The sequence below is a fragment of the Sphingobacterium ginsenosidimutans genome (genome assembly GCF_039536865.1).
GTDB lineage: Bacteria > Bacteroidota > Bacteroidia > Sphingobacteriales > Sphingobacteriaceae > Sphingobacterium > Sphingobacterium detergens.
On record NZ_BAAAZK010000008.1, the window covers coordinates 336,037 to 355,737 of the forward strand.

A 19,701-nucleotide genomic window follows, 5' to 3' on the forward strand; every position below is an offset into this window, starting at 1 on the left:
ATCATTACAGCATCACAAGAGCTCCGCATCACCTGTATATCACATTTTATTCCAAAAGTCAGATAGGCTCGCATAATTCCTTTAAAATCTGTAATTTTGCATGTTTTGCATTTTATCCCTTTTCAAGGGTTTTAAGGAGTTTTCATGGCAGTAAAAAGAAGCCCAGATTTGGGCGAACAGAGTGAAGTTCAAGTATTTGGTGCGCGTGCGCACAATCTAAAAAATATAGATGTATCTTTTCCGAGAAATGAATTGGTTGTCATCACCGGTTTAAGCGGCAGTGGAAAGTCTTCCTTGGCTTTTGACACCATTTATGCAGAGGGACAGCGTCGGTATATGGAAACTTTTAGTGCCTATAGCCGTCAGTTTTTGGGGGGTATGGAGCGTCCGGATGTGGACAAGATATCGGGTTTGAGCCCTGTGATTTCCATTGAACAGAAAACAACGAGCAAAAATCCAAGGTCAACCGTAGGAACCATCACTGAAGTATATGATTTTATGCGTCTTTTGTTTGCCCGCGCAGGTGAAGCATTCTCCTATGTCACTGGCAAAAAAATGGAACGCATGTCTGACGATCAGGTGATCGACCGTATTTTGGACGAGTTTGAAGGGCAAGCGTTAAATATCCTCGCTCCTGTTGTAAAAGGACGTAAAGGACATTATCGGGAGCTTTTTGAACAAATTCGTAAACAGGGTTATGTCAAAGTACGTGTAGACGGTGAAATACTGGACCTTGTTCCAAAAATGCAAGTAGACCGCTATAAGATTCACGATATTGAGATTGTCGTTGACCGTTTGAAAATAGAACGTGATGACAAAAAGCGGCTACAGACTTCGGTTATGCAAGCCATGAAAACGGCAAAAGGCATTATCAAAGTGTCTACAAAAGACAATCAGGAGCAATTTTATAGCCGCTATCTGATGGATGCTGAATCCGGCATCTCTTATGATGAACCACAGCCAAACACCTTCTCATTCAACTCACCTTATGGTGCCTGTCCGACATGTGATGGATTAGGTTATATCTTTGAGATTGATAAAAATGCCGTCATTCCTGACAAGAAACTCAGTATTCAAAAAGGAGGGCTGGCACCATTGGGGCCAACCCGGGAGAACTGGACTTTTGAGGTGCTTAAAGCCGTCGCCAAAAAATTGGATTTTGCGGTAACAACACCATTGGAAAAATTGAGCGATGAGCAGATTGATCAGCTTTTGTTTGGCAATAAAGAAGAACCTATCGTCGTCACCGTATCCTATGGAAGTTATGGTACCCGTGAATATCGTGTGGAATTTGAAGGGATCTTCAAAATGCTTGAGGAATTTTCCGGAAAATCTTCTGATGAAGCCCCTTCACTGGATGATTTCAGAACCAAAGTTACCTGTCCTACTTGCGAAGGAGCACGGTTGAAGAAAGAATCGCTGCACTTTATGATCGCAGACAAGAATATCCATGAACTATCGACATTAGATATTTCTGCGTTAAAAGAATGGTTCGATCAGGTAGAGGGCAAACTGGATGAACGCCAATTGGTCATTGCTACAGAAATACTTAAAGAAATAAGGGCCCGTTTGGGCTTTCTACTGGATGTAGGCTTGAATTACCTGACATTGGATCGTACGGCAAAAACCTTATCTGGAGGGGAAGCGCAACGGATCCGTTTAGCCACCCAGATTGGTTCACAATTGGTCAACGTCCTTTATATTCTGGATGAACCAAGCATTGGATTACATCAACGCGACAACGAACGTCTCATTAAGGCGCTCAAAAACTTACGTGATATTGGCAATTCGGTCTTGGTTGTTGAACATGATAAGGATATGATCCTACATGCGGATTATGTGATTGATATGGGCCCGGCGGCGGGTGTCCATGGTGGTACAGTCGTTGCTGAAGGACAACCCGATGAGATCTTAAAATCCGATTCCTTGACCGCGGCTTATCTTAATGGGAAAAAAGCGGTTAAGATCCCAGAAAAACGTCGTGAAGGCAATAGCAAAACGCTGACCATTCATGGCGCTACAGGGCATAATCTCAAAAACCTGACCGTAACCTTTCCGCTCGGTAAATTGATCGTCGTATCGGGTGTTTCAGGCTCTGGTAAATCGAGTTTAATTACTGGTACATTGTACCCGATCTTAAACAAACATTTCTTCCGGGCAAAAGCGACTCCACTTCCATTCAAAAAGATTGAGGGCTTGGAGCATATTGATAAAGTCATTGAAATCGATCAAAGTCCTATTGGCCGTACGCCACGCTCCAATCCTTCAACATATACAGGCGTATTCTCCGATATACGCACGCTCTTTGTTCAGCTTCCCGAAGCAAAAATCAGAGGGTATAAACCCGGTCGTTTTTCATTCAATGTCAAAGGCGGACGCTGTGAAACTTGTCAGGGTGCAGGCTTGAAAGTAATTGAAATGAATTTCCTTCCTGATGTACAGGTTCCTTGTGAAACATGTCACGGAAAGCGTTATAACCGAGAAACTTTGGAAGTACGCTACAAGGGTAAATCTATTTCAGATGTACTTGACATGAGCATCAATGATGCTGTTGATTTCTTTGAAAATGTACCGAGCATTTACAGAAAAATCAAAACCTTACAGGATGTAGGTTTAGGTTATATTACCTTGGGTCAATCGTCTACGACCTTATCTGGAGGAGAGGCACAGCGGGTGAAACTTGCCACAGAACTTTCCAAGAAAGATACCGGAAACACATTTTACATCCTCGACGAACCGACAACAGGACTTCATTTTGAAGACGTCAATGTGCTCATGGGTGTAATCAACCGACTGGTGGACCGTGGAAATACGGTATTGATTATCGAACACAACCTTGATGTTGTCAAATCCGCGGACTGGGTGGTTGATATCGGTCCTGAAGGTGGGAAAGAGGGTGGTCAAGTATTATTTGAGGGAACCCCAGAAAATTTAATTAAAAACAAGAAAAGCGAAACCGCACGTTTCCTAAAACTGGAGATGTAACCAGATCAGACTATTATGGGGTATGCCTGATGTTTGACAGTTCCGGTTGGAAACATCGGCTTATACTTACTATTTGTTTGTTCATCACATTATGTTTAAAAGCATGTATATCGTCATAGACGGTTTTAGAAGCCATCTGGAATATCCAGTTGATTTTCATTTGTGTTTGTGCTTTCTAAATATGGATATTTCGTAACTTTGTATTATATGTCGGATATTATTCAATTACTTCCAGATAATGTTGCTAATCAGATTGCGGCGGGAGAAGTGGTGCAGCGACCAGCGTCTGCCATTAAAGAATTGATTGAGAATGCCATTGATGCTGGAGCTGACAAAATAAAACTTATTGTTAAAGACGCGGGCAAATCGTTGATCCAAGTCATTGACAATGGCTGTGGCATGAGCGTAACAGATGCTCGCCTTTGCTTTGAACGTCATGCGACGTCAAAGATCCGGAAAGCTGAAGATTTATTTGCTATTCGCACCATGGGTTTCCGTGGAGAAGCGATGGCGTCCATCGCTGCGATAGCACAAGTAGAACTAAAAACACGCCGTATCGAAGATGAACTTGGTACTGTGGTCGAAATAGAAGGATCAAAAGTTGTCAATCAATATCCAGAAGCTGTTGCTGCTGGAACAAATATTTTAGTCAAAAACCTTTTTTACAATATCCCTGCTCGCAGGAATTTCTTAAAGAGCAATTCTGTTGAAATGCGCCATATCATTGACGAATTTCAGCGTATTGCCTTATCCAATCCACAGATTTTCCTTTCCCTGCATAGTGATGGAAATGAAATATACCATCTCCCTGCTGAAACATTGAAACAACGGATTGTCCATATCTTCGGGAACAACTACAACCAACGACTGGTCCCTGTGGAAGAGGATACATCCATTATTAAAGTGGAAGGTTTTGTCGGAAAGCCTGAATTTGCAAAGAAAACACGTGGCGAACAGTTTTTCTTTGTCAACAGACGATTTGTCCGTGACCCTTATCTGCACCATGCGGTTATGAATGCGTACGAGGATATTATGCAAGCGGAAACTTTTCCGTTTTATGTTCTATTTATCGACATAGATCCTGCTCGTATTGATATCAATGTACACCCAACAAAGACCGAAATCAAATATGAGGATGACAAGGCAATTTATGCTATCATCCGTTCAGCGGTGAAAAGGTCATTGGGACGCTATAATATCATGCCTTCTTTGGATTTTGAACAGGAGACAAGCTTCACCAATCTGATCACAAAGAAATCATTGGATGAGATTATTGCGCCGACAGTCACCTTCAATCCAGACTTCAACCCCTTTGACACAGACAAGTCCAAATCATCCTATTCCAGATCGGATAGTTACGCGGAAGGCTTTGCAAAAAAAACAGGGGGAATACCAAGCAATTGGGATTCATTGTACGAAATCGTCGAAAAGGAGGAGTCTGTACAGCTTCCTTTGCATACAGGTTCAGAATTGGAGACGGATCGTCCACAGGCCATCCAAGTGGAAGATAAAACTTCATCTAAATTATTTTTTCAGCTGCACAACAAGTATATTGTTTCACAGATCCATTCTGGTTTTATCCTTATTGACCAACAAGCTGCCCACGAACGTATTTTATTTGAACAGTTTCTGGAACAGCTCGATCAGCATAAAGGTTTAAGTCAACAAAGCTTATTCCCGCAGACCATAGATCTCAACCCTGCTGATAATGAGTTGATGAAAGACTTATTGGATGACATCAACGGTCTAGGTTTTCAGATTCGTGAATTTGGAAAAAATTCCTATATTATTGACGGAATTCCAGCAGACTTGGGAACAGGCTTTGATGAGATCAAAATGATTGAAAAAATATTGGAAGATTATAAAAATAATCAATCCGAATACAAGCTAGCTAAACGCGAGAATCTCGCAAAAAGCCTTGCTCGTAATGCTGCGATCAAACCAGGCACACAGCTTGACAACACTGCTATGGCAGAATTGGTCGACAAGCTTTTTGCCTGTCAATCACCGAATATCTCCATCTATGGCAACCCTGTTATCGTAACATTTACATTGCAGGAATTAGCAGAAAAATTTGGTAAAAACTAGAAGATAGAACTATATGTTTCAACAATTGACACCCGTTATCAAGAATTTACTGATCGTAAATATTGTATTCTTTTTAGGATCACAATTTGTGCCCATTGCCTATAATTATCTTCCGGTTTTCTACCCGGATTCCCCATATTTTAAAATATGGCAGGTAATCACGCATATGTTTATGCATGCTGACCTCGGTCATATCTTCTTCAATATGTTTTCTTTGGTCATCTTTGGCCCCATGATCGAGCAAGTACTTGGTCCAAAACGTTTTTTGAATTTCTACCTGATTTCGGGTATCGGTGCATGGCTATTGCAAATGGGGGTTCAGGGTTTTGAAATATATAATGCAACCGGAAGCTTCTTCCCGTTGCACCAAAGTTTGGACATGTCTACGCTAAACACAGCTAACCCAGGTTTGGTACAAGAGATCTATACTTCACGTATGCTGGGTGCTTCTGGCGCTGTATACGGTGTATTGCTTGCTTTTGCTTACCTTTTTCCAAACATACCGCTTCAATTTTTGTTTATTCCTGTACCAGTCAAAGCCAAATATATGATCGGAGGCTTTATTTTGATCGAGATCTATATGAGCTTATCTAGGCCCGGAGATTCTGTAGCCCATCTAGCGCACGTTGGTGGCGCACTGTTTGGTTACTTGCTGCTCAAATTTTGGAGGATTAGAAAGGGAATTTATTAATAGCGCGCGTCATGAATAGCATTGGTTTAAAAGATTTTTGGAGACAAACATATAAAACAGGTTCGCCGATTCCGGTTGTGATCAGTATTCAGGTATGTTTATTTGTTCTCATTTATTTTTTGGACCTGCTCTTTGAGCTGAAATTCATCTCTCAAAGTTTCCTACAGCCTATCGTTAAGCATTTGAGCTTACCAAGCAATTTTTCGGTTTTCTTAGCACAACCTTGGTCTCTGATTTCGTCCAATTTTGTCTATGTTCAGCTTTTAAATTTAATTTTTGACAGCCTATGGCTGTATTGGGTAGGCCAGATATTCTTCACATTCCTAAACAAGAGGCAGTTTTTCTTTGTCTACATTGCCTCATGGCTCCTAAGTAGCACGCTCTATGTGGGTTTTGGCACACTTATTCCTCCGCCTACAGATCTGCATTTAATGGGGGGAGCTCATCCATTGGCAGCGATACTCGCAGCAATTGTCACTTTAATTCCAAACTATGAATTGCGACTATTACTTTTTGGTACTGTTAAATTAAAAATAGTAGCCATCGTCTATTTTGCATTGGAATTTCTATTTTTCGCTATTGGCAACAGACCTGCTGCAGTCTCTTATTTTGCCGTCGTTCTCTTTGGGATGGCTTTTACCTATGCTCTAAGATCTGGCATGGACTGGTCAACACTTTTTCAGAAAAAACAAAAAAAGCCCGCAAAAATGAAAGTTGTTGTGGGCAATCATATACCGACAAATCGGAAACATCGTTATGACTTACCTAACCAGGATGAAATTGATACTATCCTAGACAAGATTTCAGTATCTGGTTATGAAAGTCTGACACACCATGAAAAAGAAACGCTCTTTAGGGCAAGCAATAGTGGCGACAAGGTTGATGGATAGAAGGACATTTTTAAGAAGAAAACTGGGATTTATAAGCAAAACAATGTTCCTGGCAAATATGCTTGCGATCATTGCATTGCTCATGAGTTACGCTGCAACCTTCATCAATCCGAAATCTTTTTGGCCCATTGCATTTATGGGACTGGGCTATCTCCCTATTCTGATCGTCAATATTGGTTTTATCTGCTACTGGTTACTGCGTAAACGAAAGGTTGCCCTCTACTCTCTGGCAGCAATCTTATTGGGTTGGCCCTTTTTAACCAAACATTGGAATATCCGCAAAGAAAACCCGCCTGTGCCATCTGAAACACGTACATTACGTATCATGACTTTCAATGCCCATTTGTTCAAAAAGGTTAATGAAGAAAAAAAGAACTTTAAAGCCGACGTTGTCCGTATCATTGATAGCATCTCACCTGATGTCATTTGCTTTCAGGAATATATCAGTAAAATCAAAGGGAAACATGTTTTCTCCGAAGAGTTTAAGGATAAATTGGGTTACGATTATTTCTTCTTTGAACCGAGTTCCAAAAATGACTACGAAGCCTATGGCATGGCTGTTTTATCTCGTTTTCCCATCTACGATTCGGGCACTATTCGTGACAACGACTATGGCATCAACAGAATATGTTATGTGGACATCAAAAAGCAGGACACCTTGGTACGCATCTATAATATCCACCTGCGATCCTTCGCGCTACAGAATGAAGACAAGGAGTTTATTCAAAATCTGTCTAACAAGACTGAAACCGACAATACGGCTACTCGCCGGTTGAGCAGAAAGCTAAAAAATGCATTTGAACTCCGCAGTGAACAGGCGCATTCGCTGAAAAAACATATGAATGACTGTCAGTACCCTTATATTGCCGTTGGTGATTTTAACGATACGCCCATGAGTTATTCGGTGAATCTCATTGGAGATGGCATGTATAATGCCTTTAAGGAAAAAGGAAATGGATGGGGGGTGACCCACCACGCACTTTTGCCAATTTTTCAGATTGACTATATCTTTGCCAGTCCAAAATTTCAGGTTATGAATTATCAGGTTGTCAAACAAAAGCTATCCGACCACTATCCAGTGTGGTCAGATCTACGGCTTAAACCTTAGGCATCTGATAGCCTAAAGATTTGAGACCTATTTCGATAAATTTATCCCTTCTATTTTTTATTTTGTAATAAGCTTCACGGCCAAAATAGTATCTTCCGACCAAGGCTTCAATATCTGACTGAATCAGATCATGCAGATTTTTTGCTTCATTTGCGTTCACCGGAATCCGCTTTTGCGTATTCAGAAATGAAATAAAAAGATCAAACTCTGCCGCGGGTAAATGATAACCACTGATAAAGTTTTCAATGGAATATGCTGGTAGATGTTTGGTGAACCGGTCATACACAAATTCCTCGATTGAATTGGAATGGTAGATCTCCCGATACTTCGCACTTGTTTCATTAGTGTCAATTGGGATATTCACATCCGGCAAAATTCCGCCGCCACCAAAAACCAGTTTGCCCTTGCTTGTTGTGAACATTTCCTTTTGACGAAATTCAGTATCGAGCGTCCAAAGATCAAAACCCGTCATATATTTTGCGGCATCAAAATTTGCCCGGCTATATTTGCGTTGAATACACCTTCCTAATGGCGTATAATAACGCGCGACAGTCAAATTTACGGCGGATCCATCCGAGAAGTCAAACTGTTCCTGAACTAAACCCTTTCCATACGAGCGTCTTCCTACGACAGTGGCCCGATCTAAATCCTGTAAAGCACCACTCAGAATCTCACTCGCTGATGCCGTACTTTCGTTGATCAATATGACCACACGACCATCCCCAAACTCGCCCGTTTTCTCCGAATAATAATCTTGACGTTGTTCATTAGCTCCTTCGGTATACATCAACAGTCTCTTTTCTTTAAAAAACTGTCCCGCCAGATCTATCGCAGTATGCACAAATCCACCACCATTATTACGTAGATCCAAGATAAGATCCTGTGCACCACTTTTCCGGAGATCAATCAGTGACTGTTTAAATTCATCCGCAGTCTTATGTCCAAAGCGGCGTATCTTGATGTAAGCCGTCTTGGGAGCGATCATATAGGAGGCATCCAAGCTGGTTACGTTTACCTGGTCACGAATGACTTTCAACGGATTAACGAGCGTTTGTCCATTCCGTTGGATCGAAATAAGTACCGCTGTTCCTTTCTTTCCACGGATCAATTTTTCAATTTCTGCCTCGGGCACCTTTTTCCCCGCAAGATCTTTGTTTCCGATTTTTAGAATACGATCACCGATCCGCATACCACTTTTCTCCGCTGGACCAGCGGATACCATTCCTACAACAAGCAGTGTATCCTTCAAACGAAAATATTCTACCCCTATTCCATCGAAGGAACCTTCCAGCGTTTCCTGCTTGGCGAGCACCTGATTAGGTCGTAAAAATGTGGAGAAAGGATCAAGGCGAGAAACAACGTGTTCAATGGCTTCATCTTGCACAGTGTCGACACTAATATTGTCAACGTAATTTTCAGAGATCAGCTGGACCAGGTATTGCAATTTGTCCGAATTTCCATTGGAGCCTAGACTTGAAAAGGTTGTTTTCTGATTGCTCCCCTGTTCTTCGGCATAATTCTGTCCCAACAGCAAGCCAAGAAGCAATACTGCAGCATATGTAGCGGCTACAAAAATATTTCGCTTAATACTCTTTTGCATTGGAAAAACCCAGTGTTTATAAAAAGATAAACCGAGCCTGTGCGCTCATGAAATTACGTCTCAAAAGTAACAAGTTTATTCGGTTTAATCTGTAAACAGCCGTATAATTTTACATTAAAAACAAAAAATTGTCGCTGACTGTTTACGTCTAGAAGTTCCGCACACTTACTTTGACAGAAAACACGAAATAGCAGCAATGAAACTTGCAAATAAGCGCAAATTTATCTTAGTTTGAACTTGGAAAGGAATTTAATATATGCACGAAATCGAACCTTATTACAATTGGCGCGACTATTATATCGCTGCCGAAGACGAACAATCACCATTTTATGGTACGGTCTACAGCGAATTCGATTTCGACAAGCAGATCTATAACTTTTTGCTGCATCCACAATGGGATGAATTCGGTTCGCTCACGCTGTATCTAAAGGTATTATTTGTCGATTATGAAAAACAATACTGTATTATCGAGTTGATCGGCGAATGGAACGATGCCATATACAATGATATCATGTTACTGAAAAGAGAACTTATCGATGTCATGATCAGTCAGGGTATAAAATATTTCATCCTCATTGGGGAGAATGTATTGAATTTCCATGCTTCAGATGACTCCTATTATGAGGAATGGTTTCAGGATATCGACGATGGCTGGATTGCGGGCGTAGGCTTCCGTGACCATGTAATCGAAGAGTTTCAACAACAAAATATTGATTATTACATCAATTTTGGCGGTGCACTCAATGAACTATCTTGGCGTGCCTTAAAACCAAAGCAGGTATTTCATCATGTGAATGAATTCCTGACCAAGCGTCTTGGTTTGTGAGTATTGAGTAATGAGTATTGAGTATTGAGTAATGGGTATATAGATTTTGGTTATACAAGCTTATGGCTTACTAACTGTTTCCAGCTTTTGATGATTAGCTTTTAATTTTTATTTCTCAGCGTGAGAAGCAAAATCTTGGTTCTACAAGTCGATGGCTTACTAATTGTTTCAATTTTTGATTTTTACCTTTTAATTTTTACTTTTTACTATATTATCCGTTAACTTTGTGATCGATGTGTTTAGTGCTTTGCACGAATACAGATAATTTTTACGTTTTATTTATACAAAACAATATGTCATTCAGAATTGAAAAAGATACGATGGGTGAAGTTCAAGTACCTGCAGATAAATACTGGGGTGCACAAACAGAACGTTCACGCAACAACTTCAAAATCGGACCGGCAGCTTCTATGCCACATGAGATCGTTGCAGGTTTTGCTTACTTGAAAAAAGCAGCAGCCTATGCAAACCACGAATTGGGTGTTTTACCTATTGAAAAACGTGATGCTATTGCAGCTGTATGTGATGAGATCCTAGCAGGTAAACTTGATGATCAGTTTCCATTGGTGATCTGGCAAACTGGTTCGGGAACACAATCCAACATGAATGTGAATGAAGTTGTGGCAAACCGTGCCCAAGTATTGGCTGGACATAAGATTGGTGAAGGAGAACCTGTATTAAAAGCGAATGATGATGTAAACAAATCACAGTCATCAAATGATACGTTCCCTACCGGAATGCATATTGCGGCTTATAAAGCTGTTGCCGAAGTAACTATCCCCGGTGTTGAAAAACTACGTGATACGTTGGCTAAAAAAGCTGAAGAGTTCAAGAATGTTGTTAAAATCGGTCGTACACACTTAATGGATGCGACACCTTTGACATTAGGTCAAGAGATTTCTGGCTATGTGGCACAATTAAACCATGGCCTAAAAGCACTAAGAAATACACTTTCACATCTATCTGAGGTAGCATTAGGCGGTACGGCTGTAGGAACTGGTTTAAATACACCTACTGGTTATGATGTTGTTGTTGCAAAATACATCGCTGAATTTACAGGTCTTCCTTTTGTTACTGCGGAGAACAAATTTGAAGCTTTGGCAGCACACGATGCCATCGTAGAGACGCATGGCGCTTTGAAACAATTGGCTGTAGCATTGAATAAAATTGCCAACGACATCCGTATGTTGGCTTCTGGTCCTCGTTCAGGTATCGGTGAAATCCTTATTCCAGAAAATGAACCGGGATCATCTATTATGCCAGGTAAAGTGAATCCTACACAATGTGAAGCGTTAACAATGGTCGCTGCCCAAGTTATGGGGAACGATGTTGCGATCACCATTGGTGGTACGCAAGGACATTATGAGTTGAATGTATTCAAACCATTGATGGCAGCGAACTTCTTGCAGTCTGCACGTTTATTGGGCGACGCTTGTATTTCTTTTGAAGAGCACTGTGCTGCCGGTATCGAGCCTAACTACAAACGCATCAAAGAATTGGTTGACAACTCATTGATGTTGGTCACTGCGCTAAACACGAAAATTGGTTATTACAAAGCTGCTGAAATTGCTCAAACGGCACATAAAAACGGTACTACACTTAAAGAAGAAGCAGTACGTTTGGGTTATGTGACTCCGGAAGATTTTGATGCTTGGGTAAAACCTGAGGAAATGGTTGGAAGTTTAAAATAAGCTGTGGCAATAATTTCAATAAAAAATATATCATCAAAAACATACCTACTGGCTCTTGCCATAGGTATGTTTTTCTTTTTTACCGCCTGCAAATTTAATTCAGATATGCAGGGTGAAGGAGCTTCGTTTTTACAGGGCGAGTGGGTACAGGACAGTATTCCGGGACAGCAGCAGATGATGCAGTATACCTTGACTGAATTTAAGTTTACCTGTGATTCGGTTTATGCGACAATGCATGTGAACAACAAAGTACAGACTATCCCTGATAGTTGTTATAAAAACGGTTCCTGGACAGAACATGCCAAAGGTATTTATGTGCTACGTGGTGATTCCGTTATCGTAGACGGAATATACACCAAAGAAAATGGCAAGCAGAAGATCTCAGGTTGTTATCTTTCGGGGCAATATATCCCACGTTTTAAGGTTGTCTATCATTCTGCGGACTCCGTCGTACTGGAAAGTCGGTTTGATCAACGCCCTATTGTCCTTAGAAAGACCAAAGATATTACCTGCGTACCTAAAAAGAGATATTAGTATTTAGACTTTACTTGTTCAAGCCAGCGGCTTACGAGCACTGTCTTTAATCCTTGCTCCTTAATCTTTGTTCTCTATGCAAGCCTTTGGTGGTCTACTTCAACCTGATCTTGATCGATTGGCTCGCTGCAAGGGATTATTACATCGATAGATAAATCAACATGTAATAACCCGTTTTTTATTTTTACTTTTGACTATCAACTTCCAACCATCCATATGAACAAAGGAATTATTGCCTTAGCTTTTGGGGGACTTGCCATCGGGATGACTGAATTTACGATGATGGGTATTCTACCTGATATTGCGAAGGATCTGCATATCGAAATCCCTACTGCGGCTCACCTTATTGCCCTGTATGCGCTCGGTGTAGTTGTAGGTGCTCCTACATTAGTCTTATTCACGGGTAAATATCCTCCAAAGAAGGTTTTGCTCTTTTTGATGTTACTATTTTTTATTTTCAACGGTTTATTCAGTATTGCACCGGGACAGTTTCTGATCAGTCTTTCGCGTTTTATGGCTGGACTTCCACACGGAGCATTCTTTGGCGTAGGATCTGTTGTTGCAGCTAAGCTTGCTCCGAAAGGAAAAGAGGCTCAGGCCATCTCGATCATGTTTACGGGCATGACTATAGCCAACCTTGCCGGAGTTCCGTTAGGAACCTATCTCGGTCATCATTATTCCTGGCGTCTGACTTACGGCATTATCAGTATACTGGGACTAGTTACCTTTGCCGCAATATATGCCTGGATGCCGAAAATTGAGGCTTCTAAAGGAAATAATATATTCAATCAGCTTAGTTTTTTCAACAAAAAGATTGCTTGGTTATTAATGGCGATTATTGCTATCGGCACAGGTGGATTATTTGCCTGGATCAGTTATATTGCTCCCTTGGCAACTAAAGTTTCTGGCGTTCCAGCTGACCGGGTACCACTGATTATGATCTTGATAGGTGTTGGTATGTTTTTCGGAAATCTGATCGGCGGGAAATTGGCAGACAGCATTTCACCCACTAAAGCAGCTATCGCGAGTTTTTCGGCTATGGCACTCTGTTTGGTCATGGTCTATTTTGTTTCGCCTCTGGGCTGGACAGCCTATCCTTTGGCCTTTATTACAGGTTTGGTATCCTTCACCATCGGTTCACCAACACAACTGATGTTAATTCGGGCTTCGAAAGATTCCGCAACATTAGCCGCAGCAGGCGGACAGGCAGCATTTAATCTTGGCAATACTCTTGGTGCATTTCTAGGTGGCATTCCCATCACCATGGGATTAGCATACAATACCCCCTCCCTGGTAGGTGTAGGTATGGCAAGTATCGGCGCTTTGTTGACCTTGTTGTATCTCAAGGTCTATGACAATAAACGTTAACACATAAAAAAAAACGATTCTAATGGCCCGAAGTAGTTATATCAGTGTATTGCGTATCATAGCAATCTTTTTGATTATTCTAATCCACTCTTCTTCGGGCTATTTAAATAGTAACGACTTTGATTCTTTTGATTGGGATTATGCCAATTGGATCAACAGCTTTTCGCGCTTTGCAGTCCCTCTTTTTGTCATCATCTCCGGTGCATTGCTTTTGCAAAGGGATGAAGATACAGGCACATTCTACAAAAAACGGCTGTTTAAAATTATTCCGCCATTTGTTTTTTGGACCATTGTATACCTGATCTATTATTTTATCCGTTATATTGATTTTGAGTATGTTGGTTTTCCACAAGTTATTAACATTGTGTTAATTCGCTTAAAGTCAGGAAGCAACGCACACCTATGGTACCTCTACATGCTTATCGGACTCTATCTAGCGATACCCTTTTTGCGAAAAATGATCCGGAACTGTTCAAAAAGAGAAATTGAGATTTTCTTATGCCTATGGTTTGCTTCACTGTTTTTCAGCAACAAATGGTTTAATGCATACCTTCCAAATTTTGACCTAACTTTCTTTACAGGCTACATGGGTTATCTCGTCTTGGGTTACTATCTCTACAATCATCCACTCCCCCAGTTAAGATGGTCTAGCCTCCCCTTCTTTATAGGTTGTTGTCTGATTACAGGTTGGGGAACTTATTATCTCAGTGTGGAAAAAGGCGAATTTGACCCTACATTGTATAATTATCTTTCACCCAATATTGCATTAAGTGCTGGCTTATTGTTTGTATTTATTCAATGTCTAAAACTCCCAGAACGGTTGAGTGCATTCTGGGAATTCATCGACATCCATAGTTTTGGCATCTATTTAAGCCATATCTTGTTTTTGAACTATATTCATCCACTGCTACCATTAGCGACGCTGTGGAAAATACCGGCAGCAGCGATTCTCACTTTACTCGCCAGTGCTTTGCTGACGTATTGCCTGCGAAAGATCCCGTTTGGGAAATATGTGAGTGGTTAATTCGATTTGATCCAGCTATTATTTTTCGCCTTCGACCTTATTGTAAATATAGCGATCCGCATTAGGTCCACCGATCTCTTTACCTTCCTGATCCAGTCCGATCAGTCTATTTTCACCGACCTTTAATTTCATATTGGTTTCTTTGCCCGTCAGGTGCACAACAGAACCATTGTCATGCCACATGACTTTACCTGAATCTTCAACTTTGGTGTTCTTATTGATATATTCACTTACAATCGAGAAAGTATTGTCATTTTTTAAGGTAATATTTGTTTTGATACCTTCACAATCCGCACAGGGAATGGTTGCTTCATATTTACCGGGCCAGTCCAACGAATTTTGAGATGTATGGACGGTATCTGCTGTCATCGTTGTATGATCGGACGAATCTGCTGCTACCACTTGTTGATTTTCCTTTTTTGTTTGATTACATGCACTTAAAGAAAGTGCTGCCAGGCAAATAAATAATACTGATGATTTCATAATGTGCTGTTTTGATTTAAATATACCCCATATCAAGCAATTTCGGCGCCAAGAAAATAATTTATGTGATTCAAAAAATTGCATGCCATAAAATAACGAGTGGTAACAAAAGCGTACAGCGAAGCAGCTGAGTTTCGAATAAGGCTTAGAAACCGAGGTGGAATGTTTACAAAATAAAAAGGACTGTCCAAACTGGGCAGTCCAATCTATATGATATACTGTACGGCAAAATACGATACATACAATGCATGTATCGGCAATGCTGACAGGATTTGAATGTCTTATTTCAGACTAGAATGGTAAATCATCATCATCTGATGAACCAGACAAATCTACAGGAGCAGGCATATCCGCATAACCTGGAGTAGATGGTGCTGGAGCAGCATTTCCTAGTTTTGTTACACGCCATGCAACCAATGAATTGAAATATGTCGTTACGCCATCTTTATTTGTCCAAGGACGACCACGAAGATTAAAAGATACCTCTACCTCTTCGCCAATAGCTAGGTTATCAAAAATTGAAGTTCTGTCTTGTGTTGATTCAAAACGGATATATTCAACAAATTGTGGGTTTTCGGCATAAGCTACAATCATATCACGTTTTTTGAATGATTCTGTCACTTGTTGTGTCGCTCCTATCTCGTGTACTTTTCCTCTAATTTCCATAATCAAAAAAATAAATATTAAAGCGTAAAATTAAGCAATTTTTGAGGAAGAGTTTAATTAACTTTGTACAAAATATGATGGAAGTTTTCAACACCCCCAATAAAGTTATCATTACGTGCAATAAACGCTTATCGCCGTATTTGCAACAGGAAGTTAAAGAGTTAGGTTTTGACATCGTCAGAGCATTTCCTACCGGAGTCGAATTGAAAGTCAGCGTAAATGATACGATCAAGCTCAATCTGAACTTGCGTACCGCCTCGCAGATTCTATATTCGTTAAAGGAATTTTCAGCGAACAATCCTACTGAGCTCTACGAAGAGCTGAGCACGATTGCTTGGGAAGAGCTCATTCAATTCGATGGTTATTTCTCTGTGAGTTCCAATGTGGACAATGAAACAATTAGCACGCCTTTATTTGCGAATGTCAAAGTGAAAGATGCGATTGTAGATCGTATTAAAGATAAAAAAGGTATGCGCCCGAATTCTGGTCCGGAAAACAACAAAGCTGTCGTTCACCTCTACTGGAAGGATGACCGTGCTGAAATTTTCATTGATACCTCTGGAGAAACACTGGCCAAGCATGGTTACCGTAAGATTCCGGGCAAGGCGCCCATGCTGGAGGCCTTAGCAGCCTCAACAATTATTGCTTCAAAATGGGATGGCGAATCCGCTTTTGTCAATCCGATGTGCGGATCAGGAACATTGGCCATTGAAGCGGCATTGATTGCAACCAATAGAAAACCGGGACTACTGCGTATGAATTATTCATTCATGCATTTCATCGGTTATGATGAAACTGTCTTCTTCCAGGAACGTCGCCTATTAAAAGATCAGATTAATAAAAAAGCAGCTCCTCAAATTATTGCTACGGATATCTCCGAAGAAGCGATCAACGTTTCCAAGATGAACGCCCGCACTGCAGGGGTAGAACAATTAATTTCATTTGAAGTATGCGATTTTGCCGAAACGCACGTTCCTAAAGAAGGAGGTGTCATCTTATTCAATCCAGAATACGGTGAACGTTTAGGTACGCATACCAAGTTGGAGATTACCTACAAACGTATGGGTGATTTTATGAAACAGGAGTGCAAAGGTTATAGAGGCTATATATTTACCGGTAATCCGGATCTTGCAAAGAAAATTGGACTCCGTGCGTCCAGACGTATAGAATTTTATAACGGTAAATTAGATTGTAGATTATTAGAATACGAATTATACGAGGGTACTCGCGAAAAAACAAAAGTATTGTATGAATAACATTATTGAACGCACAGTCGCATTTGTGCAAGATCGTTTGAAATTTGCAGAAGCAGGCCATGATTGGTCGCATATTCAACGCGTATGGAACAATACGAAGTTAATTTTAGAAGATGAAGAAGCTGATGTCATGGTCTGCGAATTGGCAGCGCTCCTGCATGACATTGCGGACAGCAAATTCCATGACGGTGACGAAACAATTGGCCCTCGCGTTGCTGGAGAGTTTTTGGCAAGTCTAGAAATTTCTCCTGAAATCATTGACCATGTCAAAAAAATCATCTTTAACATGTCTTTCAAAGCAAGTTTGGGTGAAGTTTCTTTTCATTCCAAAGAGATGGAAATTGTACAGGATGCCGATCGTTTGGACGCCATCGGTGCAATAGGTATTGCGCGTGCATTTAGTTTCGGCGGGAATAAAGGCCGGGAAATGTACAACCCCAACATTCCGGTACAGGAGTATAAAGACAAAGAAGCTTACAAACATTCTGAAGCTCCGACAATTAATCACTTCTATGAGAAGCTGCTTTTGTTGAAAGATAAAATGAATACACAGGCCGCAAAAAGAATTGCGGAACACCGTCACCAATATATGCTTGGATTCTTGGAAGAGTTCATGGCAGAATGGAATGGTAAAAAATAAATTACAGTTAACAATAACTACATATAAAAGTGGTACTTTAGATCTTGTGAATCAGGATAAAAAGTACCACTTTTTTTATGCTGTAAAAATCAGCTTTCAAACTAACACATATGAAAAAACACATTTTTAGCTGTCTGACGTTGGCTATGGTCATTTCATCGGCAACACTATTTGCACAGACCAAAGCAATTGCACATCGTGGCGTATGGAAAAACAGTCACCTCCCTCAAAATTCCATAGCCTCTTTAAAAGCCGCACATGAGCTTAAACTCTTTGGATCTGAGTTTGATGTACACCTCACCAAAGACAATATTCTTGTCGTCAACCACGACAATGATTTCTATGGGATTGACATCGCAACCGCGACATACGCAGAACTCTTAGCAAAAAAACATCCGAATGGGGAATCTATCCCAACATTGGAAGAGTATATCAAAGCAGGGAAAAAATTAAAGGGCCTACGTCTGATCTTGGAGTTAAAAACCAACAAATTGGGTGTAGAACGGACGCTAGAGGCAGCAACAAAGTCTGTTGAAATGGTAAAAAATCTGAAAGCAGAGAAAATAACAGATTATATTGCATTCAGTTTTGAGGCTTGCCAAAAGATTCATGAGCTTGCTCCAAAAGCGAATATCCAATACCTAAATGGGGATAAATCGCCTGCTGATGTGAATGCCGCAGGAATTAATGGCCTAGACTACCATTTTTCGGTCTTCAAAAAGAATGCAAACTGGCTGCAGGAAGCCCATCAATTGGGTATGAAAGTGAATGCCTGGACAGTCAATACGGAAGAAGAAATGAGCAATCTAATTGGACAAAAGATCGACTTCATCACAACAGATGAACCTGAATTGCTGCTTCAGGTATTGAAAAAATAAAGGTTATCCCTGAGATCAACAAAACAAACTGAAGAACAAATTAACATAGATGAAAAAATACTTTATTCTCACAGCAGCATTATGCATATCGTATATCTCCTATGCGCAAGACTTTATTGCAGCTACATACAATATTAGACAAAGAAATACGGTAGACACCGGTAATATGTGGGTTGACCGCAAAGTTCCTTTGACCAACCTGATTAAATATCATGGTTTTGATATATTCGGTGTTCAGGAAGCTTTTCATGATCAGGTTCAGGATCTAAAAACGCTACTTCCGGGATTCGATTATGTCGGTGTGGGGCGTGATGACGGCGCACAGGAGGGTGAGCACTCGGCAATTTATTACAACACCAATCGGTTCAAAGCCATAAAAAGTGGCACATTCTGGCTTTCTGCAACAGATACCGAACATCCGAACAAAGGTTGGGACGCGGCCTTACCACGTATCTGTACCTGGGGAATTTTTGAAGACAAAGCCAATAAAAAGCGTTTTATCTTTATGAATACCCATTTTGACCATATCGGACATACAGCCCGCACGGAAAGTGCAAAATTGATCCTGGCCAAAGCAAAAGAATTTGCGAAGGATCTTCCGCTGATCTTAACAGGTGATTTCAATGTAGACGAAAAAGATGAAGCCTATTTTACACTTGCCAAAAGCAATGTAGTCACAGATGTACATGAAGTATCTCCGCTTAAATATGAACCCAACTCTTCTTTCAATGGTTGGGGGAAAAGCCTAAGAGCTTCTGGTCGTATCGACCATATCTTTATCACCAAGCCTTTCCAGGCAAAAAAATATGGCATTTTGACAGACACTTACCTGAGTAAGTTTCCTTCTGACCACTTCCCTGTTGTGACAACGCTTTCGTGGAAATAACCCGTATAGGATTAAAAAAAAATTATTATATAACGGATAAAGCGCTCCTTTTTGGGGCGTTTTATTGTTAGACCTTTTCCCTTCCGA

Annotated in this window: 17 protein-coding genes; 14 read left to right on the forward strand and 3 right to left on the reverse strand. The window is 40.6% G+C overall.

Translation table 11 applies throughout. The features are described 5' to 3' along the window. The first annotated feature begins 144 nt into the window (after positions 1 to 144). The 5 genes from uvrA (at position 145) to ABFX33_RS21810 (ending at position 7,762) form a co-directional block, all read left to right on the forward strand. On the forward strand, positions 145 to 2,985 hold the full coding sequence (gene uvrA, locus ABFX33_RS21790) for an excinuclease ABC subunit UvrA (RefSeq protein ID WP_120260253.1): 2,841 nt from the start codon (positions 145 to 147) through the stop codon (positions 2,983 to 2,985). Positions 2,986 to 3,192: 207 nt separating this feature from the next. Then, a complete protein-coding gene (gene mutL / locus ABFX33_RS21795) occupies positions 3,193 to 5,073 on the forward strand; it encodes a DNA mismatch repair endonuclease MutL (RefSeq protein WP_223581717.1) in 1,881 nt (626 codons plus the stop codon). A 13-nt stretch (positions 5,074 to 5,086) separates the two neighbouring features. After that, positions 5,087 to 5,764 (forward strand): rhomboid family intramembrane serine protease, encoded by a 678-nt coding sequence (locus ABFX33_RS21800; RefSeq protein ID WP_346088228.1) that lies wholly within the window; start codon positions 5,087 to 5,089, stop codon positions 5,762 to 5,764. A gap of 11 nt (positions 5,765 to 5,775) precedes the next feature. Further along, complete coding sequence (locus ABFX33_RS21805) at positions 5,776 to 6,654, forward strand: rhomboid family intramembrane serine protease (RefSeq protein WP_346088229.1); 879 nt, start codon at positions 5,776 to 5,778, stop codon at positions 6,652 to 6,654. After that, on the forward strand, positions 6,599 to 7,762 hold the full coding sequence (locus tag ABFX33_RS21810) for an endonuclease/exonuclease/phosphatase family protein (RefSeq protein WP_346088231.1): 1,164 nt from the start codon (positions 6,599 to 6,601) through the stop codon (positions 7,760 to 7,762). Before ABFX33_RS21805 ends, ABFX33_RS21810 begins: the two co-directional genes overlap by 56 nt. Here the strand turns inward: ABFX33_RS21810 and ABFX33_RS21815 are convergent. Beyond that, positions 7,752 to 9,362: a S41 family peptidase gene (locus ABFX33_RS21815; RefSeq protein WP_346088232.1), complete on the reverse strand. Its 1,611-nt coding sequence runs from the start codon at positions 9,360 to 9,362 to the stop codon at positions 7,752 to 7,754. The two genes, ABFX33_RS21810 and ABFX33_RS21815, sit on opposite strands and share 11 nt — an antisense overlap. A gap of 256 nt (positions 9,363 to 9,618) precedes the next feature. Between ABFX33_RS21815 and ABFX33_RS21820 the strand changes: the two genes are divergently transcribed. The 5 genes from ABFX33_RS21820 (at position 9,619) to ABFX33_RS21840 (ending at position 14,805) form a co-directional block, all read left to right on the forward strand. Next, on the forward strand, positions 9,619 to 10,188 hold the full coding sequence (locus ABFX33_RS21820; protein ID WP_120260259.1) for a hypothetical protein: 570 nt from the start codon (positions 9,619 to 9,621) through the stop codon (positions 10,186 to 10,188). 293 nt (positions 10,189 to 10,481) lie between these two features. Next, positions 10,482 to 11,879, forward strand: a complete 1,398-nt coding sequence (fumC, locus tag ABFX33_RS21825; RefSeq protein WP_257087032.1) for a class II fumarate hydratase — start codon at positions 10,482 to 10,484, stop codon at positions 11,877 to 11,879. A 105-nt stretch (positions 11,880 to 11,984) separates the two neighbouring features. Beyond that, positions 11,985 to 12,413: a fumarate hydratase gene (locus ABFX33_RS21830; RefSeq protein ID WP_257087031.1), complete on the forward strand. Its 429-nt coding sequence runs from the start codon at positions 11,985 to 11,987 to the stop codon at positions 12,411 to 12,413. Between the two features lie 216 nt (positions 12,414 to 12,629). After that, positions 12,630 to 13,781: an MFS transporter gene (locus tag ABFX33_RS21835; RefSeq protein ID WP_257087030.1), complete on the forward strand. Its 1,152-nt coding sequence runs from the start codon at positions 12,630 to 12,632 to the stop codon at positions 13,779 to 13,781. Positions 13,782 to 13,803: 22 nt separating this feature from the next. After that, positions 13,804 to 14,805, forward strand: coding sequence for an acyltransferase (locus tag ABFX33_RS21840; RefSeq protein WP_259179938.1), 1,002 nt, complete (start codon positions 13,804 to 13,806; stop codon positions 14,803 to 14,805). A gap of 18 nt (positions 14,806 to 14,823) precedes the next feature. Here the strand turns inward: ABFX33_RS21840 and ABFX33_RS21845 are convergent, their stop codons facing one another. Together ABFX33_RS21845 and ABFX33_RS21850 are read right to left on the reverse strand one after the other, a co-directional pair. After that, on the reverse strand, positions 14,824 to 15,288 hold the full coding sequence (locus ABFX33_RS21845) for a copper resistance protein NlpE (protein ID WP_120260263.1): 465 nt from the start codon (positions 15,286 to 15,288) through the stop codon (positions 14,824 to 14,826). A gap of 291 nt (positions 15,289 to 15,579) precedes the next feature. Continuing rightward, positions 15,580 to 15,954: a DUF3127 domain-containing protein gene (locus ABFX33_RS21850; protein WP_120260264.1), complete on the reverse strand. Its 375-nt coding sequence runs from the start codon at positions 15,952 to 15,954 to the stop codon at positions 15,580 to 15,582. Positions 15,955 to 16,031: 77 nt separating this feature from the next. Here ABFX33_RS21850 and ABFX33_RS21855 point away from each other — a divergent pair, with 77 nt between their 5' ends. The 4 genes from ABFX33_RS21855 (at position 16,032) to ABFX33_RS21870 (ending at position 19,614) form a co-directional block, all read left to right on the forward strand. Next, entirely contained in the window at positions 16,032 to 17,210 is a 1,179-nt protein-coding gene (locus tag ABFX33_RS21855; RefSeq protein WP_120260544.1) for a THUMP domain-containing class I SAM-dependent RNA methyltransferase, read from the forward strand. Continuing rightward, positions 17,203 to 17,850: an HD domain-containing protein gene (locus ABFX33_RS21860; protein WP_346088235.1), complete on the forward strand. Its 648-nt coding sequence runs from the start codon at positions 17,203 to 17,205 to the stop codon at positions 17,848 to 17,850. The genes ABFX33_RS21855 and ABFX33_RS21860 overlap by 8 nt, the downstream gene beginning before the upstream one ends. A 110-nt stretch (positions 17,851 to 17,960) precedes the next feature. Continuing rightward, on the forward strand, positions 17,961 to 18,728 hold the full coding sequence (locus ABFX33_RS21865) for a glycerophosphodiester phosphodiesterase (RefSeq protein WP_346088237.1): 768 nt from the start codon (positions 17,961 to 17,963) through the stop codon (positions 18,726 to 18,728). Between the two features lie 49 nt (positions 18,729 to 18,777). Further along, the gene (locus ABFX33_RS21870) at positions 18,778 to 19,614 is read left to right on the forward strand and encodes an endonuclease/exonuclease/phosphatase family protein (RefSeq protein ID WP_346088239.1); all 837 of its coding nucleotides are present in this window, start codon (positions 18,778 to 18,780) and stop codon (positions 19,612 to 19,614) included. Positions 19,615 to 19,701: the final 87 nt, after the last annotated feature.